We start from the raw sequence: 18,533 nt of genomic DNA, 5'->3' as shown, positions 1-18,533 counted from the left end.
TGGGGTTCGGGCAAGCCGGGCAAAAGACAGGGTACATCTGCCAATTTAGTTCTAGTAATGACAGATGTCCATGAGGCGAGTGCTGACTCCGCATATAGTTATACTGTCTTGAGAATACAACGGGGCAGGGTGAAGGCCGTGAAAGCGAAAAGGAGAAAACACAAGCGTCCGCGAGATTATCGCGACGGTTATCACGAAGGATATCGTCTTGGCATGTGTGAGGCTGTGCAGCGTCGGAGTACTGTAGAGGTCGAAGCCTGTCGGCCATTTAAGCTAATGTATGTTCCTCAAGGGTTCCATGCAATCGATACTGGGGTAATTGAGGCGCTTCAGCAGCTTGTAAGTGAGCTTGTGATAAGCACTCCAGAAACTATGCTGGAGACCGCAGCTCGGGAGATGCCCGGGGCAGTGCTGGTTATGAATGGACTGCATGTTTTTCCGGAAAATCATTTAGAACAGATTACAGAAATCAGAAAGCTGGGCATTCGGACTGCGATCTGGTTTGTGGATGATCCTTATTTTACAGAGGATACTTCAGTGATTTGCCGGCATTATGATCACGTCTTTACGCATGAGCTCGGTTGTGTGGAGTTTTATCAATCCTTTGGGGTTCCATCCGTTCATTATTTACCGCTTTGCGTCAATCCAAAGATGTTCTATCCGCGCCGTACGGCACCGCAGTATAAGTACGACATTGTGTTTATTGGCAATGCATTTCATAATCGGACAGCGCTGTTTGATGAACTTGCCCCCTATCTAAAGGATAAGAAGGTGCTGATCGCTGGCGGCTTCTGGGAACGGCTTGCGACTTATGACCAGCTTGCCCCTTTTATTAGCAATGGCTTTATCCCGCCTGAGGAAACTGCGAACTATTACAGTGGTGCAAAGCTAGTCATTAATATTCACCGTCCGTGGGAGGAGGGGCAGGATAACCGGAATAGCTTCCGTTTACCATCACGCTCTATCAACCCACGTACTTATGAGATCAGTGCCTGCGGTACTATGCAGCTTACGGATGTTCGTGAGGATCTGGGCAATTATTATCGGCCAGGTTATGACTTGGATACTTTTGGCTCTGCTAAGGAATTGCAGGAGAAGATTGAGTACTATCTGAAGCATGAAAAAGAGCGCCGAATTTACGCTTTACGGGGACTACAGACAACCATGCGCAACCATACATTCACTGCGCGTTTGCCTCATTTGCTGAATGTGATTGCTTCAAGTGTATGAAATCTATAACGGGATAAAGGAGCGAGGATGATGATGAACAACAATGAATTTATTATGCCTGCACCACCGCTACCACTGACACCTCCAGAGGAAGAAAAGCTTCGTGGTCGTCTGAGTGGTTTTAAGGGCGGATATGATGAGGGATATTTACGGGGACGGCTTGCGATTTTGGATGGTCGGCCAGAAGAAGTATTTCCTGTACGGAATATTCATGTAATGTATGTGGCTTCTGGTAAAGGATATCCCTACTCTCCATTAGACGATGCAGTCCTCTACGCGCTGCAAAAATTAACCACACAAGTCACGATAACAGATGTGCGTCAAAACTTAGTGGAGTTAGCCGCCGCTCAAAGACCGGATCTGGTACTTGTGCTGGATGGTATGGATTTACCGCTTGAGCAGATCTCCGTTCTTCGGGCTAGCGGGATTAAGACAGCTATTTGGCTTACAGATGATCCTTATTACACTGATTTTACAGTTAAAATTGTGGCGCATTACGATTTTGTGTTCACGCTTGAGCGTAATTGTATTGATTTTTATAAGGGACTTGGCTGCCCTGAAGTTCATTATCTTCCTTTTGCCGCTCACCGCGAGCATTACCGTCCAACTACAACACGTTCACCATTGAATCGCGAAGTTAGTTTTATTGGCTCTGCCTATTGGAACCGGGTTAATTTCTTCCGTGAGATTCTTCCGGATTTGATGAACTATAACACGGTGATTAACGGCATCTGGTGGGACCGTCTGCCTGAGGCGGCACTCTATGGAGATCGAATTGAGATTGGCAAGTGGATGTCACCACAGGAAACAGCGGTAGCTTACAGCGGATCCAAAATCGTCATTAACCTCCATCGCTCGCACATTGATGAAGTAGTGAACAACAATACGCTTTCGATTCCGGCGGTATCTCCTAATCCGCGTACTTTTGAAATCGCGGCTACGGGTACGCTGCAATTAGTGGATGCCAGAGATGATATGGGATCTTTCTACAAACCTGGTGAAGAAATTGAGACTTTTGCAAGCCCTCAAGAAATGATGGATAAAATCCGTTATTACCTGACTCATGAGGAAGAACGCCGTGCGATTGCCCTGCGCGCTTTTGAACGGACGCTTAAGGATCACACCTACACCAAACGTATACACCAGCTGTTAACAGTAATTTATGGCTAGGTCATATGCCCGGAAATGGAACGGAAATGTGCGCTTACCAGGGGACAGGTGTCGTGCCGGCATCTGTTTTTCCTCGATATACTGTAGAACCGAACCTCAGCTTATGCCTGTGGCCTGATGAAAAGAAGCAACGTCTGGAGCGGGCTTGTATAGCGGAGCGGAAGCGACTGGCTAGATTCGAGAGCAGAGTGGAAGTGAAGGGGCGAAGCTCGGGAGCGAATTGAAATTGACTGACGAGATTCTAGAGCGAAGCGGAAGCGATGTTGCGAGTCACAGGAGCGACCATTTTCAAAGAGAGTTTTACTGCGAAGGATAGAAATTAGCGCAAAGTTTGTAAATTTTTTAAGGAGGTGAATGGCTGCTCCAGGCCCCTCGTTAGGGAGCGCCGAAACGCCATGGCTGACAAAGCTACAATCGTCCTCTTTTCACATGTATCCAATACACGCAGTATTACGGGAGCGGAGAAGCTATTGTTGTTTTTCGCTCAGGAGCTTTCTCCGTACTTTAATTGTATTCTCGTTGCGCCTCAGGACGGCAAGTTGACTTCTCAGGCTCGAAGCTGTGGAATAAGTGTACAGTTGCTTTCGATTCCTCTTTTATATGGAATGTACACTCCTTATGCAGGGTTGGAGGCAGATGCTCAGAAATTCCAGGAAAGCAGGGAGTATCACGAATTAACAGACTGGCTGAATTCCCTGCGCCCGGCGTTTGTTATTACAAGTACCTGTGTGCATGCTCTGCCAGCAATGGCTGCAAAGTCACTGGGCATTCCGGTGATATGGAAAATATCAGAGACGATAACAGACAATGAATATACACCTATTAGTGTAGGGCTGATTCTTCGGAATAGTGATGAGATACTAGCTATTTCACAAACAGCTGCAGCTTGCTTTCCAGAGGACGTGAGAGCGGAAAAAGTGATCCAGCTGCCTCCCTCTTGGAATGATAAAGAGATGATGATTGAGGCTTGGAGCAAGCTTCGGAGCGAACGGCGGCGGGAATTGCGGGTTAAACCGCATGAACAGCTGATCGGCTATATTTCTTCTTTTATCAACAAGGAAAAAGGTCTAGAACATTTTGTGAAAATGGCTGTGCTTGTGCACGCGGTTCATCCAACCTCGAAATTTGTTGTCATTGGGTCAGCTGGCGATAAAAGCTACTATGAGCGCTGTGTCCGCAAGGTGAAGCTTGAGGGACTGTACACCCGGTTTAAATTTGTTGGTTATGCTGAATGTCTTCCATCTGCCTATTGCGCCATGGATGTGCTAGTGGTTCCTAGTCTGATCCGCGAAGGCTTCGGTATGACTGCTTTGGAAGGAATGGCTTTTGGAAAGCCCGTGATCGCTTACGACTCTGGGGGCTTGCGGGAAATTCTGCACGCAGCGGGCTGCGGCGAAAATCTCGTGCCAGCATCGGACATTTCCGCGCTGGCAGAAAGAGTCAACGTCATGCTGGCGCAGCCGGGATTGGCGTTAACTCTAGGCAGTCAAGCGCGGGAGCGCGTCGACGCCGTATATGGTCCGGCGGCTTATCGGAGCCGCCTGCAGGGTCTTGCGGAGATGTGGAACCTCCGCTATTGCAGCGCACCTGCGGTGCGCGAGGCTGACAGCGTGGTGGTGGTGGAACCACCCGCTGTCCAGCCTGATTTACCCGCAGCGTCGCCGGCTTTGCCGCCGCGAAGCAAGGGCCTGCCAAGCCGCGTCGCCCGCAAGCGGCGCGGCAAAGCCCGGGCGCGCCGGCGAAGCGGGCGCCCGTTGGTTTTGCGCCGCGTTGCTCGCAAGCGGCGTAAAGGTTCTGCCCGGCGGCGCAGCACTGCCGGGGGCAAGCGCCGCCGGGCCCGCCGCGGTGGACGGCGGCGCGCGGCGTAAATGCCTCGATTGCAGCGAAGCGGCAAGCTAAGCGCAAAGAGAGGCATATATGCCCTCGAATGCGTCGAATTCGGCAAGCTGAGCGCAAAGAGAGGCATATTTGCCCTCGAATGCGTCGAATTCGGCAAGCTGAGCGCAAAGAGAGGCATATTTGCCCTAGATTTCGTCGAATTCAGCTAGCCGAGTGCAAAGAGAGGCATATTTGCCCTAGAATGCGTCGAATTCGGCAAGATGAGCGCAAAGAGAGGCATATCTGCCCTAGATTGCAGCGAAATTGGCAAGCTGAGCGCAAAGAGAGGCATATATGCCCTCGAATGCGTCGAATTCGGCTAACTGAGCACAAAGAGAGGCAAAAATGCCCTTCATTGAGCTCAATCCAGCAACCTGAGCCAAATGAACGGTACATTTCCCGCAAAAAGAGCTCAATCCAGCAACCTGAGCCAAATGAACGGTATAAATCCCGCTAAATGAGCTCAATCCAGCAACCTGGGCCCAATGAACAGTACATTTCCCGCAAAAAGAGCTCATTCCAGCAATCTGAGCCCAATGAGCGGTATAAATCCCGCTAAATGAGCTCAATCCAGCAACCAGAGCCAAATGAACGGTACATTTCCCGCTCAATGATCTCAATCCAGCAACCAGAGCACAGTCCGCTGACTGAGCCAAGTCAGACCATAATTAAACAGGCAGGGGAGTGAACTCATGAAGATCATGACGATTTTAGGCACGAGGCCTGAAATCATTCGCCTCAGTGTAATCATTCCGCTTCTCGACGAACATGCTGAGCGGCACATCCTGGTGCATACAGGCCAGAACTTCACCGCCAGTCTCAGCGGCATTTTCTTTGCTGAGCTGGGACTGCGGGCACCGGATTATGTGCTGCAGGATAAACAAGCAGGACTAGGCGGCCAGCTTGCCGCCATGTTCGGAGGGTTAGAAAGTATTTTACTAAAAGAACAGCCAGATCGCGTTTTGCTTCTGGGCGATACGAACAGCGCGTTATGCGCGATTTTGGCTGAACGTATGGGAATTCCGGTGGTGCATATGGAAGCGGGCAACCGCTGCTATGACCTCCAAGTACCAGAAGAGAAAAACCGCCGTGTCATCGACGCCGTTTCGACCATTAATATGCCTTATACGCAGCAGAGCAAAAGACATCTAATCAGCGAAGGTTTCCCCAGCAGGCGTATCGTGTTAACAGGAAATCCGATCCATGAGGTCATGACCCATTTTGAGCACAAAATCCAGACCAGCGACATTCTGGAGCAGCTGAAGCTTACCTCAGGACAGTATTTCCTAGTCACGGCCCACCGTGCTGAGAATGTAGATGATCCAGAGTCCCTTGTACAAATTATGTCGGGTCTTAACGCAGTGGCTGAGCATTTTGGAATTCGTTTAATATGCAGCATTCATCCTCGCACTCGCTCCAAACTTACCGAGCAATTTTCCCTTCCAATGAACCCACTAGTTGAATTTCATGAACCTTTCGGATTTTTTGATTTTGTCTATTTGGAACAGCACGCCTTATGTGCCATCACCGACAGCGGGACTGTACAGGAGGAATGCTGCTTGATGAAAGTGCCAACAGTTACGATTCGCAGAACGACGGAACGTCCAGAAACAGTGGATTGTGGCAGCAATGTAGTCTCAGGTGTAGATCAGAAAAGTATTCTGCGCAGCGTCAAGCTGATGACGGCGCTCAATCGGGATTGGGAGGCACCGGAAGGATACATGACTCCGGATGTTTCGGTCAAGGTAGTTAAATTCTTGCTTGGAGGGAACCTGCATGTTCAATAATAAAAGGATTGTGGTCACAGGCGGAACTGGTTCCTGGGGGCATGAGCTGATTAGGCAACTTCTGCCACAAAATCCTAAGGAAATCATCGTATTCTCCCGCAGTGAATCCGCTCAAGTGGCGATGAGCCGGGAGTTTGAAGATCAACGTCTCAGCTTTATCATTGGCGATATCCGTGACAAGGATGCGCTGATTGCAGCCTGCCGTGGCGTTGATTATATCTTTCATCTGGCGGCGCTCAAACATGTTCCAGTCTGTGAAGATCAGCCTTATGAAGCACTCAAAACCAATGTAGTGGGAACTCAAAATGTGATCGAAGCTGCCATTGTAAATGGCGTTGAGAAAGCAATTTACATCTCTACCGATAAGGCTGCGAACCCATCCAACTTCTATGGAATGACCAAAGCGATCGGGGAAAAATTGTTCGTTTATGCCAATCTGATTGGCTCAAACACCCGGTTCGTTACTGTACGCGGAGGTAATGTGCTCGGAACGAACGGCAGCGTAGTGCATTTGTTCATGAAGCAGATTAAGGATAAGGGTCAGGTACGCATTACGGATATGAAAATGACCCGCTTCTTTTTTACCCTACGCGATGCTATTACGTTATTATTTAAAGCTTCTGAGGTTAGCTTGGGTGGAGAAATCTTCGTCATGACTATGCCTACCTGCCGAATTATCGATCTTGCTGAGGTGCTGATTGAAGCTTCCGGAGAGTCCAATGTGAGTATTGTCGAGACCGGGATTCGTCCGGGGGAGAAAATCCACGAGATTTTGATGAGCGATTTCGAAAGCTTAACTACCGTTGTCTACGATGAACAGTATCTAGTAATTCTCCCTACGCTGAACATGCCGGAATTAAAGGCACATTATAGCGCTTATCCTCATGTCTCTTTCAATAGCTTCAGTTCAGAGACGAATCTGATGGATCGGGAAGAGATCAAAAGCATCTTGATCCGGGGAGGGTTCCTGCAATGAAGCTGCTTATCCTAGGTGGAAACGGTATGGCGGGGCATATGCTGGCGGATTATTTTCGCCACCAGGGCAAGCATCACGTCTTCCATACAACCCGGGATAAGAGCGATCTTGGCGGGCTGTATGTAGATGCGAACGATATAGCCGGAGTTGAGAAGCTGGTCGATATCGTTTCCCCTCATTGCATTATCAATGCAATGGGGGTTCTCAATCAATTCGCGGAGCGTGACAAAATTGGGGCTTACCACGTGAATGGCTTTCTCCCTCATCACTTGTGGCGAAAGGCGGAGGATGTTCAGGCAAGGCTCATTCATATCAGTACCGACTGCGTGTTCGAAGGAACACGCGGAGGGTACACCGAAGAGGATGCTCCTGATGGAACCTCTGTATATGCAATTTCGAAAAGTCTCGGTGAGGTGCAAAAACCCGGGCATCTTACGATTCGCACTTCCATTATTGGTCCCGAAATCCGCTCAGGCGGTATTGGTCTGATGGATTGGTTCCTGGCGCAGAGTGGTAAAGTTTCAGGATACCGGCGGGTGATGTGGAACGGGGTCACAACGCTCCAATTAGCCAAAGCAGTGGATGTAATGCTGGATTCCCCCGTATCGGGGCTAATCCATTTAGCGCATCCAGAGCCGGTAAGTAAATATGAGCTGCTTCAGCATATTCAGGCGGCTTTTCATAAAGAAAATGTGGAGATCATCCCTGAGGATGAACATATTCAGGATCGTACACTAGTGAATACAAGAGCGGATGTCCTCTTGCCGCTGCCTTCATATCCTTTAATGCTGCAGGAACTGGCTGACTGGATGAAACAGTCAGAGATGTATTTATGACAGGTCAAAGACTTCTGATTACCGGAGCCGGTGGATTTACCGGGCAACATGCCGTTCGATTATTTTCGGCAGGAGGGGCTGAGGTTATCGCTGTATTGCGGCCGCAATCGACAGCTGCCTCCACTCTTTTTCCAGAAGGAGTAAAGATATATATTTGTGATTTAAGTGACCGGAAAGCAGTAGCTGAGATGATCAAGCAAACTACACCGGACGCTGTCCTTCATTTGGCTGGGAAGAACTCCGTACCCGAGTCATGGCTTAATCCCTTGCTTTATATGGAGACCAATGTGATGGCCACCTTATATTTACTGGAGGCCATGCGAAGCCTGCCGAGCAGTCGGATTCTAGTGGCTGGCTCCAGACTTAAGTTCAAACCGGGTGTGGTGGCTGGGCCACCACACCCGTACAGTCTTAGCAAAACAATAGAAGAGCTGGTGTCCCTCGCTTGGGGCACCTTATTTAAACAGCCGGTTCTGCTGGCTGAGCCCTGTAATCTGATTGGTCCCGGTCCTTCCACCGGCTTCTGCTCTTTATTAGCACAGCACATTGTCCGAAGTGAAGGCCAGCCAGAAGAGGAAATACCTCCATTTAAGCTCTCTTCTCGTTATGCGCTGCGTGATTTTTTAGATGTAAGAGATGCCGTTAGAGCTTATGATTACATTTTGCGTAAAGGTACAAATGGAACCATCTATCGCATCGATTCGGGGAAGCAGCGGGAACTCGGGGAGATCGCGGAGCAGTTGCTCAGTCATTCTGTAGGTCCAGTGCCAATGGACTGGGGACCTGCAGATGCTGAACGGGCTATTTCAGAGATCGCAGCCACTGCAGATAAGCAGGTTCATTCAGAAGCATCAACCCCTGAGGCTGATGTGACTTCACTGGGCTGGCTTCCGGAAATTGGGCTTAACCAATCGTTAATGGATATTTTGAATTATTACCGAGTTAGCGGGGAGGGGAGGTTGTTATGAGACCGAAGGTTTCGGTAGTGATTCCTTTTTATAATTGTCCTTATATTGAGCACGCCCTGCAAAGTGCGTTCTCCCAGTCTTGGGAACCTTACGAAATCATTGTTGTCGATGACGGCTCGCATGCCCATAGCAATCTAATTACACCGTATCTTTCCCGAATTCATTATTTGGGCAAAGGCAATGGGGGAACCGCCTCCGCACTGAATCACGGCATATTGAATGCAACGGGTGACTATGTGGTCTGGCTTAGCTCGGATGATTTATTTTATCGGGATAAGATCAACAATCAGGTTCTGTTCATGGAGCAGAACCACTTGTTAATCTCCTATACCAACTTTAATTATATTAACGCTCAATCGCAGCTGGTTCAGCTGAATGCTGCGCCATTGTTTCCTAGTCACCTGGATTACTTACGTTGTTTTTTACACGGTAATCCCATTAATGGCTGTACGGTGATGTTTAAACGAGAGGTATTTGGAGCCATCGGGCTTTTTGATGAATCACTTCCTTACACCCATGATTATGACTTATGGTTCCGCGCCATTCTGAACGGATATCCACCGGTGATGTTGAATCAATCCCTCACAGCTTACCGGACGCATGAGGGCATGGGAACGATCAAATATTTTGATGTAATTATGGCAGAGGCAGCTGCGACCAATGCCCGCTACAAGAATTCGCTGCAGCACTTGATTTCTTCTATGGGGGGCTGAAGGTAATGTACCGGGAAATTGAAGTGAATGACTTTCTGCCAGTCTTACTGGAACAGTTGAAATTCTGCCAGAGTATTCTGGATATCGGCAGCGGCACCGGTACCCTGCTTGAACGATATGAAGCCGCAGTAGTGCTTGGATTAGAAATTCACAGGCCGTACCTGCTGCATCGTCAATATAAGTCACCTCATATTATTCCGGTACATGCAGATGCCAGTCATATGGATAAATTATTCCTCCCCAAAACATTTTCAGCGGTTACCTTTATTGATTCAATAGAGCACTTTAATAAAAATGAAGCGAAGACTCTGCTAGGGATGGCCGAAAGAATCGCCAATAACCGAGTAGTTGTATTTACCCCTCGGGGCTTTTTTCCACAGGAGGGTATGGATCATTATCATTTGCAGGGAGAGTATTTTCAAAAGCATCGGAGCGGATGGGAGCCGGAGGATTTTATTGCACTTGGGTATGAGGTAACGGTACTTAAAGGTTTCCATCATGCCCAAAACCCATCGTTTCGTGAAGCATTCGGGGAGGGCCATGCACCAGTAGATGCCCTGCTTGCTTGTAAAACAGTATAAAAGTTGAGCTCCGGGTGAAGGAGGTGAGCGCGTATGAGTGAAGAACCTAAAGTATCGGTGATCATCCCATTTTATAACTGTTCGTATGTGGATCTCGCCATCCAAAGTGTCTTGGATCAAAGCTATCCGAATATAGAACTTATTGTAGTCGATGACGGTTCTACCCTATGGCTGGAGAAGTTGGCCCCCTTCCGTGACAGAATCATTTATATACAAAAGAGTAATGGAGGGACGGCTTCTGCTTTGAACAAAGGGATAGAAGTGGCTACCGGAACGTATTTTGCCTGGCTCAGTGCAGATGATCAATTTCACCCGGATAAAATCAAAAACCAAATAGAAAAGCTCAAAAGTACGGGTACTTTGTTTAACTATACAGCCTATTATTATATAAATGAGCAGGGAGAACGGATCTCAGATACGGTAAGTATGCTTTTTAGCAGCAGAGCCCATTTTATTGAGACTATGATGTTGGGTTGTCCGGTGAATGGGAGTACAGTTCTTCTTCATATGGATATATTTCGTGCTGTAGGAACGTTCGATGAAATGTTGTTATATACTCAAGACTATGATTTATGGCTGCGTATTTTACCGCATTTTAGCTGGTCTTATATTGAGCATCCGCAGCTTGATTATCGAGTGCATCAAGAGATGGGTTCAGTGATTCATAGTGAGGCGCAGAAAAGAGAGATAGAACTGGTACAAGCAAAACATCACGGGGTTCTATCGCATCTGCTGCTAAAGGAGAGAGGGGAATGAAGTTAATATTTCCTGTTCTAACTCTATCTAGGGGCGGAGCACAACGGATGCTGGCAGAACTGGCTAATCGTCTGTCAGAAATGGGTCATGAAATTACGATTCTCCTACCCAGCGATGGTGTCGTTGAATACGAGATGAATTGTGAATTGCGTTATGCGGCAGATGGTGAATTAACGGCCAATGATTTTCCAGTGGGAGACGTGATTGTCTCCAACTTTTATACCACAGTCGAGGTATCGCAGCAGGCAAGTAATGAGGGGAAAGGGATTCATATTCGCTTAGCACTTTGCTACGAGCCCACTTTTTTACCTGACAATAGCCGCTCTTTTGCATCTTATAGTTTAACTAGCAATCTGCTCGTACTTTCCCGCTGGCAGCAAGAAATCGTCCAGAAGAATCATGGCATTAAGGGGACAATCGTGCCCATTGGTGTGAATCCTGTTTTTAGAAATTTGAACATTCGTGAACCTGAAAATAAGCTTGTAGTTTCCGCGGTTATGCGAAAGCCAGAGGGTGGATTCTCAGGCCATCGTGAACAAGACTATTTGCTTGAACAGTTAAATCGGGTCAGAAGACTTCATCCAGAAGTTGAACTTTATTTGATCATTCCTCCTGGTGAATTTGCTGAGTCGACTACCCTGCAAACTTTATTAGCGGACGAACGATATCATATAAGGACTCCTGCAAATGATACTGAGCTTTGTTACCATTATAGTGAGAGCGATATTTTTGTAAGCTCAAGTACGTATGATACGGGATCGCTACCAGGCATCGAGGCTATGCGTTGTGGAGCAGCACTCGTTACTGTTTACTCCGGTGGGAATATGGAATATGGCAGGCATGGCCACAACTGCTTAATGTCTTACCGGTTTGAGAATCGGCTTGCGGATGATATTATAACCTTGATCAAAGACCCTGATTTGCGCCAGCGGCTTGCTCGTAGGGGTGAACAGGATTCACAACGTTTCACTTGGGAAAAAAGCACACAATTGTTTCAGAATGCGTTGTTTGAGATCGTATCACGGAACTCTTTATAATATACCCCTAAAATATAAAAAACCTTCAATACCACGTGAGAAGTGGCTTGAAGGTTTTTTTGCATGATTTCGGTTAGAAGATGGCATAAGAATTCATCATTTCACGAAAAGACTGCGCATACTTCTCAGTTCCGAAGCGTGAGACCATATATCCTCTTCCTTGCTGGCGGAGACCCTCTCGCAGAGGAATATTGTTCATAAGCTCCAGTCCTTCGTTGACAGCAGTTGGAATATTGCCAAGCGGGTAAAATTTACCCGTGACATTATGAACAATAAAGGATCTGACACCATCGGAATCTGTACTAAGTACTGGACAAGTGCAGCAAATCGCTTCGGCAACAGCGTATCCAAATCCTTCTGTAATGGAGGTGGCTAACAGGAATCCACCAGAATTAGCGATCGAGGAATAATAAATCGGCATTACATGATTAGGAATATTGGTAAAAGTACTTAGACGATCATTCAGCCCTAGGGCGTGTAGCTCCTCCTGAAAGGATTGTTTCTGATCCTCTGCGGCTAAATTAGGATCATGGAACATCCACAAATGAATATCTGGTTTATAAAGGCGAATATCATGGGCGATTCTCAAATATTCCTGCCAATTTTTATTGCTCTCTAGCCGGCCTACCCAAGCGATAACCGGATTAGCGGGAGGTTCAGCAGGGATATGCTGAAAGGACTGGACATCAACAATATTCGGAATTACATAACGATGCAGCCAGGGACAGATTTCAATAAACAGCTCCAATAAATGATCGGTTGGCGGGATTAGTACCGCATTACAATAAGAACGTAAATAAGGGACGGCATCTCTGATCAGAGTTTCCGCATGACTGCGTTTTCCAAGGCCTTGAGATTCGTATATCATAATACCGCGGTAACCGAGTTCACGCAGACGTTTCAGTAATAAATAATCAGATGTAACAATAATGGCATCGTAATTATGGGTCTCCAGCAAATTTTTAATTTCTTCATCTGAAGATGAGACAAATACCGGAAAATTGGTCGTATTCTGGCCTGAACCCGGCATTAGATATAAAACATGGCATTCGATCCCACTTCGCTGGAGACTTTCACATCGCAGCTTATTTAATGTCTCCACCCCGCCACTCGGTACATAAAACGTAAATAGAACTTTCATGCACAAGCCTCCTGACTTTTGCGGAGTAATACCGACTTGTTGAGATATGGCTTACTGTTTATAAGATACGCCGATCTGCACTCGCGGGTGACGGTCAAAGCGGCATAGTTCCAAATCCTTTCAGGATAGCTTGTTCTTCAGAAGGTCATCCTAACGATCGTACACTGCACACATACAACATTAGAGATGGAGGATGAATTCATGTTGCGATCCAAGATCAGTATGTCAGTCTCAGCTGCATTGCTTCTCGGCTTGGTGAGTATTACGGGGTGTGGAACCAATACGGCAGAAAAATCGAATGTGCAAACCAACAGTGTCCGGGGAGTAAATGATGGGCGTATTGGTGTGAATTCCGTACGCGGTGGCACACATAACATCACTAAGATGGAAGTTAGTCAGGAGCTTGCAGACCGGATTGCTGCAATGCCTGAAGTCCGCTCAGCGAATGTAATGCTTGCAGGAAAAAGCGCGTATGTAGCAGTAACTTTAAATGATGCAACTGCTGGCCTGCGTGCCAAAGGGACTCCATCGTATCGGGCAAAATCCTCAACCACTCCTCACAATTATGGACCGACTGGCGTAATGTCTGGTACAGGAAGAGTGAAAATTGGCCGTGATGGAATGAATGATACTGGAGCCGTAACCAATGGTATGAACGGAGCCTTAAAAGGTACTGTAAATACAGTTCCTGGTACAACAAGTACTGGACCGGCAACCAGAAATGGAATCAATGGCATGGGTAATTTGGGAGCGGATATGTTGGGAACAGGTACAGGAACAGGTACAGGTACAGGTACGACAAGAAACCATACTTATAATAATGGTCCTCTGCTGAACAGCAATGGCTCGAAACATGATGTAGATATGGGGATAGGAAAAGGTATGGGAACTGGAATGGGAATGGGCATGCGCAGTACCACTCCTAGTACCCATGATACGAATTACAGAAGTAATTCGACGCATATGTATAACACCAATAGCACGAATAACACAAATAACACCATAAATACAAGAGAAACAGAAACAGTTACCAAAGCAATTAAAGATAAAATTGCTGCAGAAGTTAAAAAACATGATGCGAGAATTAAGGATGTATACGTATCAGCAAATCCTGACTTCGTGGAACGCGCCAATGTTTATGCTGAAGAGGCTCGTGCCGGTCATCCGATAAAAGGATTTGTGGATGAATTCCGCACCATGGTTGAACGAATTTTCCCAACTCGTAATTATTAATGATTTTTGTGATCTAAATAAAAAAGCAACAATCTCACCATCTGGAGAGAATTGTTGCTTTTTTGTTTGGAGCTAATTTTATTAAGTGGTGATTGGACGTCCGCCGATCCATACGCCGCGAATATTAAATTCAGCATCAAGGCGTAGGATATCGCCGCGTTTTCCAGCCTCCAAGGAGCCAATGCTTCGTTCCATTCCAATGGACGCCGCTGGCGTAAGGCTTGCAGCGCGGGAGGCCTCTTCCAAGGTGAGTCCTACCTCTTGGATCAGATAACGGAAGCCGCGAGTCATCGTTAGTGTGCTTCCAGCTAGAGCAGCGGGATTATCTTTAAGGGTAGCGATGCCATCTTGAACGAGTACAGGTAAATCACCGATTGTATATTCACCATCACTAAGTCCAGTTGCAGACATGGCATCAGTAATCAGTAATAAATTGTTCTCTTTCTTGAGACGGGTCAATATAGAAATGGCTGCGGGATGAACATGAATCCCGTCGGCTATAATCTCTGCGCGAATGCGCTTATCGAACAAAATAGCTCCAGCCGCTCCAGGCTTACGGTGATGTAGGGGTGTCATCGCATTGAACATATGCACGGCTTGGTTAAGTCCAGCATCTGCTGCGGCAATAACCTCTTCAAAGGAGGCATCCGTATGCCCGAGCGCTGCAGTTATACCGTGCTTGCGCAGCCAGAGAATAGCTTCGAGGGCACCTTCACGTTCCGGAGCAAGCGTGACTTGCCGGATCATTCCTGGATAATCGTTCTCCCATTGTGCTAGCCACTCAATATTGGCAGGAACAATATGCTCTGGATTTTGTGCGCCGGACCATTTCGGGCTGATGAAAGGTCCTTCCAAATGCATGCCTGCGATTTGTGTGTAAGGCATTTCAGCAGCGCGATAAGCGCTGACTTCGGAGAATACTTGGTCAATAGCAGACTTGGAAGCGGTCATGGTTGTAGCCAGCATTGTTGTTGTTCCTTGGGAACTATGGAACTTAGTGATGGCATTCAGCGATTCAGTATCACTGTACATAAAGTCGTGGCCAGCTCCACCATGAACATGTACATCTACAAATCCGGGGATCAGGAGATCCGTTGCTTGACCACTGGCAGGCCAATGCGCGTAACGCTCTGGAAGCCAAGCCGCATCGCCAGCATAGTGGATCTGCTCTCCAGATACGGCAATCACACCGTGCTCAATTAAACCTTGGGGAGTCAGTACCTTACCGAACAGCAACTGTTCTAGTTCTTTATTTATTTCAGCCATTTGCCTGCTCCTTCATCTACGAGAACGATTACATTTGGATGACTCTGCAGCAAGGATGCAGGGCATTGGGTTGTAATCGGGCCTTCCACAGCATTGCGGATAGCTTCAGCTTTGCCGGCACCACGAACCAATAAGAGGATTTGGCGTGCTTTTAGGATGCCTCCAATGCCCATTGTGATCGCTTGCCGAGGGACCTCATCCAAACTGTCAAAGAATCTAGCATTTGCTTCCCGGGTATCTTCAAGCAGGTCGACGACATGGGTTTTGCTGCTGAGGTTAGCATCGGGTTCGTTGAATCCAATGTGGCCGTTGCTGCCAATACCGAGAATCTGCAAGTCAACGGGTCCGTTTTCTTCCAGCATTTTATCGTATGCAAGGCATTCTGCTTCCATATCCGCTGCGTTTCCGTTAGGGATATGTGTCTGTCCTGGATCAATATCTATATGGTTAAATAATTGCTCGTTCATGAAACTGCGATAGCTTTGTGGATGGTCGACAGGCAAGCCGATATACTCATCCAGATTAAAGGAAGTTGCTTTAGAGAAACTCACAAGTCCTTTTTGGTGCATTTCAACCAATTTGGCATAAACCCCAACTGGGGAGCTTCCGGTCGCAAGACCGAGCACGGCTTTAGGATTGCTTTGCAGCAGGCTGGCAATAAGATTCGCACCCGTTTGTACGAAATCTTCATCACTATGGAACTTTAGAATATTCATTAGGATTGTCCTCCTCGTTTGTTTCGGTATTGTTGGACATTGAGATAAGATTGCTCCAGTCTAGGAATAAAATCCCCAAAACGGGTGCTGACCATTCCAGTGAACAAAATATCAATGATGTGAAGCTGAGCTATGCGTGAGGCCATGTCTCCCCGTCGCATGCCTTTCTCCAAAGATGAGGAGAATAGGGGGATATCCGCCAGAGTAGCCAAGGTGCTGCTGCCATAAGAGGTTAGTGCGATAGTGCTTGCTCCGCTAGCCTTCGCACACATCAAGGCATCAATGGTCTCGGGAGTCTCTCCCGAATAGGATACTGCGAACACGACATCACCTTCGGAGAGTGATGAAGCAGAGGTAATCTGCATATGGGAATCAGCAAAAGCAGTACAATTTACGCCTATGCGGATCAGCTTCTGATAGAAATCCTGAGCGACAATGGAAGAGGTCGCCATCCCGTACAGATCAACGCGGCGTGCTTGGCACAATAAATGAACTGCTGCCTGCAATCGCTCCAGATCTAACAGTGAGGTAGTATCCCGGATGGAGGTCAGATGGTTCGTCTGCATCGCTTCCACAATCACGGAGAGTGGGTTGCCGGCTACAATATCTTGATAAGAAGAGCCACCATCCTGCGGCGAGGCATCACTATGAGCAATTTCTGCTGCCAGCTTCACCTTGAAATCCGGAAAGCCTTTAAAATGAAGCACCTTACAGAAACGTGTGATCGTTGCCGGGCTTATTCCGCATTGTTCTGCTAATTCTGTAATGCCCATATGAACGATTTCGCCTGGTGAGGAGAGAATTCGTTCAGCCAGCTTTCGTTCCATTTGAGAGAGCTTGGCCTTCTCATGCTCGAGTGCATGCAGTATTGGGGACATCCATTCATCCACCTCGTTTCAATGGGTATTGAAATTATTTTTATGATTATTAAATAAATGCAGAAAATTATTTTCATATTTAGGATAAAACAAATTCCATTCGGAAGCAAGGGATAAAAATGAATACTAAAGGGGAATATGCAAAAATAAAAAACGGTCTACTCGCAGAAGGCTGCAAAGTGGACCGTTAAAATGATGTAATTACGGAGATATAAGATGAAAAGGATACTATACTGTATTGCGTTCTATAATACGGTACTCAAGCTTGCGATGAACGGGTTGTCCATCATTTCGCTGGATCTGATCATAGATAATCCGAAAAGCGGATATGCCCATTTCAGTTAACTGATTATCTACAGTGGTCAGACCTAACGTTCGGCCGATAGGCTGATCATCAAATCCAATGACGGCCAAATCTTCAGGAATGCGGATACCCTTTTTCCAAGCTTCGATGATTAAACCAGCCGCTATATGATCGCCTGCTGAAATAATCAGGGCATCAGGACGATTCTTCATCTGCAGCAGTTGGTGAAGTACGCGGGCACCGTCCTCTTCGGTCAGACAGTTATAGATCATCCATTCATCATTGTAAGGCTGATCTGTAGCTTCTAGAAAGTCTCTAAAGGCAATTTGGCGGATAGAGCTGCTGCTGCCGTGTGGTCTTCCTTCACAGTAGCCAATATGGCGGTAACCTTTATCATTCAAATATTGAAGGCCACTGCGAAAAGCAGAATAATGCTCAATATATACAGAAGAAAATTGGCGTTCTCCCCTATCCTGACATACCACAATAGGACCATAAGCTGTATATTCTTCAATAGCTTCTGAGCTCATTGTTGAAGAGACCATAACTACACCGTCAATTTCTTTGTTCCGCAGCATCTCAAGCACCTTAATTTCTTCTTCCGTACGATAATCGGTTTGGCAGAGAACGAGCCGGTATTGAGCCAGCAGTGCTTCTTGAGCCAAGCCTGCAATAATGACTGAGAAATAAAATAAGTTGGTATACGGAATAATAACAGCTATAGCTTGAGTCCGCCCAGTGATCAGATGCACGGCGTTCATATTACGCGTGTAGTTTAATTTTTCAATAGTTTTTAGGACTGCGGTTCGTTTGACTTCACTTACATAAGGGTGATTATTGAGCACACGCGAGACTGTTGTCACAGAAACACCAGCCATACGGGCAATTTCTTTAATATTAGCCATTAGAGTACAACAGCCTCCCTTTTGTGCTTGTGTATAGTCATTTTATTTTATCATATTGTCCGCAAATTACCTCCCAAATAAAAAGCTTGCTATGGAATCCATTTCATAAATTAGACTGTAAATGCAAGAGATTACCGGACTAAACCGGCGTAACCACA

Annotated in this window: 19 protein-coding genes; 13 read left to right on the top strand and 6 right to left on the bottom strand. The window is 46.9% G+C overall.

What is annotated here, in order from left to right:
* Window positions 1-129 precede the first annotated feature (129 nt).
* The 4 genes from MHI25_RS25710 to MHI25_RS25695 all read left to right on the top strand — a co-directional run bounded on the left by MHI25_RS25710 (window position 130) and on the right by MHI25_RS25695 (window position 4,268).
* Complete coding sequence (locus MHI25_RS25710; RefSeq protein ID WP_076098583.1) at window positions 130-1,230, top strand: DUF3880 domain-containing protein; 1,101 nt, start codon at window positions 130-132, stop codon at window positions 1,228-1,230.
* A gap of 54 nt (window positions 1,231-1,284) precedes the next feature.
* Window positions 1,285-2,400: a glycosyltransferase gene (locus MHI25_RS25705; protein ID WP_076134266.1), complete on the top strand. Its 1,116-nt coding sequence runs from the start codon at window positions 1,285-1,287 to the stop codon at window positions 2,398-2,400.
* 53 nt (window positions 2,401-2,453) lie between these two features.
* The gene (locus tag MHI25_RS25700; protein ID WP_175619029.1) at window positions 2,454-2,624 is read left to right on the top strand and encodes a hypothetical protein; all 171 of its coding nucleotides are present in this window, start codon (window positions 2,454-2,456) and stop codon (window positions 2,622-2,624) included.
* A 171-nt stretch (window positions 2,625-2,795) separates the two neighbouring features.
* Window positions 2,796-4,268 (top strand): glycosyltransferase family 4 protein, encoded by a 1,473-nt coding sequence (locus tag MHI25_RS25695; protein WP_340394576.1) that lies wholly within the window; start codon window positions 2,796-2,798, stop codon window positions 4,266-4,268.
* A 258-nt stretch (window positions 4,269-4,526) separates the two neighbouring features.
* On the opposite strand, the gene MHI25_RS25690 is transcribed toward MHI25_RS25695, so the two are convergent.
* On the bottom strand, window positions 4,527-4,934 hold the full coding sequence (locus MHI25_RS25690) for a hypothetical protein (RefSeq protein ID WP_340394575.1): 408 nt from the start codon (window positions 4,932-4,934) through the stop codon (window positions 4,527-4,529).
* 36 nt (window positions 4,935-4,970) lie between these two features.
* Between MHI25_RS25690 and wecB the strand changes: the two genes are divergently transcribed.
* The 8 genes from wecB to MHI25_RS25650 are packed head-to-tail and all read left to right on the top strand — an operon-like array spanning window position 4,971 to window position 11,932.
* Window positions 4,971-6,065, top strand: a complete 1,095-nt coding sequence (gene wecB, locus MHI25_RS25685) for a UDP-N-acetylglucosamine 2-epimerase (non-hydrolyzing) (RefSeq protein WP_076103696.1) — start codon at window positions 4,971-4,973, stop codon at window positions 6,063-6,065.
* The gene (locus tag MHI25_RS25680; protein ID WP_036679704.1) at window positions 6,055-7,041 is read left to right on the top strand and encodes a polysaccharide biosynthesis protein; all 987 of its coding nucleotides are present in this window, start codon (window positions 6,055-6,057) and stop codon (window positions 7,039-7,041) included. The genes wecB and MHI25_RS25680 overlap by 11 nt, the downstream gene beginning before the upstream one ends.
* Window positions 7,038-7,877: an SDR family oxidoreductase gene (locus tag MHI25_RS25675; RefSeq protein ID WP_340394574.1), complete on the top strand. Its 840-nt coding sequence runs from the start codon at window positions 7,038-7,040 to the stop codon at window positions 7,875-7,877. Before MHI25_RS25680 ends, MHI25_RS25675 begins: the two co-directional genes overlap by 4 nt.
* Entirely contained in the window at window positions 7,874-8,845 is a 972-nt protein-coding gene (locus tag MHI25_RS25670) for an NAD-dependent epimerase/dehydratase family protein (RefSeq protein ID WP_312151672.1), read from the top strand. Before MHI25_RS25675 ends, MHI25_RS25670 begins: the two co-directional genes overlap by 4 nt.
* Complete coding sequence (locus MHI25_RS25665; protein WP_076130428.1) at window positions 8,842-9,558, top strand: glycosyltransferase; 717 nt, start codon at window positions 8,842-8,844, stop codon at window positions 9,556-9,558. Before MHI25_RS25670 ends, MHI25_RS25665 begins: the two co-directional genes overlap by 4 nt.
* A gap of 5 nt (window positions 9,559-9,563) precedes the next feature.
* Entirely contained in the window at window positions 9,564-10,139 is a 576-nt protein-coding gene (locus MHI25_RS25660) for a class I SAM-dependent methyltransferase (protein ID WP_076141519.1), read from the top strand.
* Between the two features lie 33 nt (window positions 10,140-10,172).
* Window positions 10,173-10,895, top strand: coding sequence for a glycosyltransferase (locus tag MHI25_RS25655; RefSeq protein WP_076130426.1), 723 nt, complete (start codon window positions 10,173-10,175; stop codon window positions 10,893-10,895).
* Window positions 10,892-11,932 (top strand): glycosyltransferase family 4 protein, encoded by a 1,041-nt coding sequence (locus MHI25_RS25650; protein ID WP_076130425.1) that lies wholly within the window; start codon window positions 10,892-10,894, stop codon window positions 11,930-11,932. Before MHI25_RS25655 ends, MHI25_RS25650 begins: the two co-directional genes overlap by 4 nt.
* A gap of 73 nt (window positions 11,933-12,005) precedes the next feature.
* Here MHI25_RS25650 and MHI25_RS25645 read toward each other — a convergent pair whose 3' ends face one another.
* Entirely contained in the window at window positions 12,006-13,073 is a 1,068-nt protein-coding gene (locus tag MHI25_RS25645) for a glycosyltransferase family 4 protein (protein WP_340394573.1), read from the bottom strand.
* Window positions 13,074-13,274: 201 nt separating this feature from the next.
* Between MHI25_RS25645 and MHI25_RS25640 the strand changes: the two genes are divergently transcribed.
* Window positions 13,275-14,306 (top strand): YhcN/YlaJ family sporulation lipoprotein, encoded by a 1,032-nt coding sequence (locus tag MHI25_RS25640; RefSeq protein ID WP_340394572.1) that lies wholly within the window; start codon window positions 13,275-13,277, stop codon window positions 14,304-14,306.
* Between the two features lie 81 nt (window positions 14,307-14,387).
* Here the strand turns inward: MHI25_RS25640 and nagA are convergent, their stop codons facing one another.
* The 4 genes from nagA to MHI25_RS25620 form a co-directional block, all read right to left on the bottom strand.
* A complete protein-coding gene (nagA, locus tag MHI25_RS25635; protein ID WP_340394571.1) occupies window positions 14,388-15,572 on the bottom strand; it encodes an N-acetylglucosamine-6-phosphate deacetylase in 1,185 nt (394 codons plus the stop codon).
* Window positions 15,560-16,288, bottom strand: a complete 729-nt coding sequence (nagB, locus tag MHI25_RS25630) for a glucosamine-6-phosphate deaminase (RefSeq protein WP_076130421.1) — start codon at window positions 16,286-16,288, stop codon at window positions 15,560-15,562. Before nagB ends, nagA begins: the two co-directional genes overlap by 13 nt.
* Window positions 16,288-17,166 carry a MurR/RpiR family transcriptional regulator gene (locus MHI25_RS25625; RefSeq protein WP_339169610.1) on the bottom strand — a complete coding sequence of 293 codons (879 nt, stop codon included), beginning with the start codon at window positions 17,164-17,166 and terminating at the stop codon, window positions 16,288-16,290. The genes nagB and MHI25_RS25625 overlap by 1 nt, the downstream gene beginning before the upstream one ends.
* 228 nt (window positions 17,167-17,394) lie before the next feature.
* Window positions 17,395-18,375 (bottom strand): LacI family DNA-binding transcriptional regulator, encoded by a 981-nt coding sequence (locus MHI25_RS25620; RefSeq protein WP_340394570.1) that lies wholly within the window; start codon window positions 18,373-18,375, stop codon window positions 17,395-17,397.
* Window positions 18,376-18,533: the final 158 nt, after the last annotated feature.

Source organism: Paenibacillus sp. FSL E2-0177 (assembly GCF_037992975.1).
GTDB classification, from domain to species: Bacteria; Bacillota; Bacilli; order Paenibacillales; family Paenibacillaceae; genus Paenibacillus_AQ; species Paenibacillus_AQ odorifer.
This window is presented reverse-complemented; position numbering and strand designations above follow the sequence as displayed.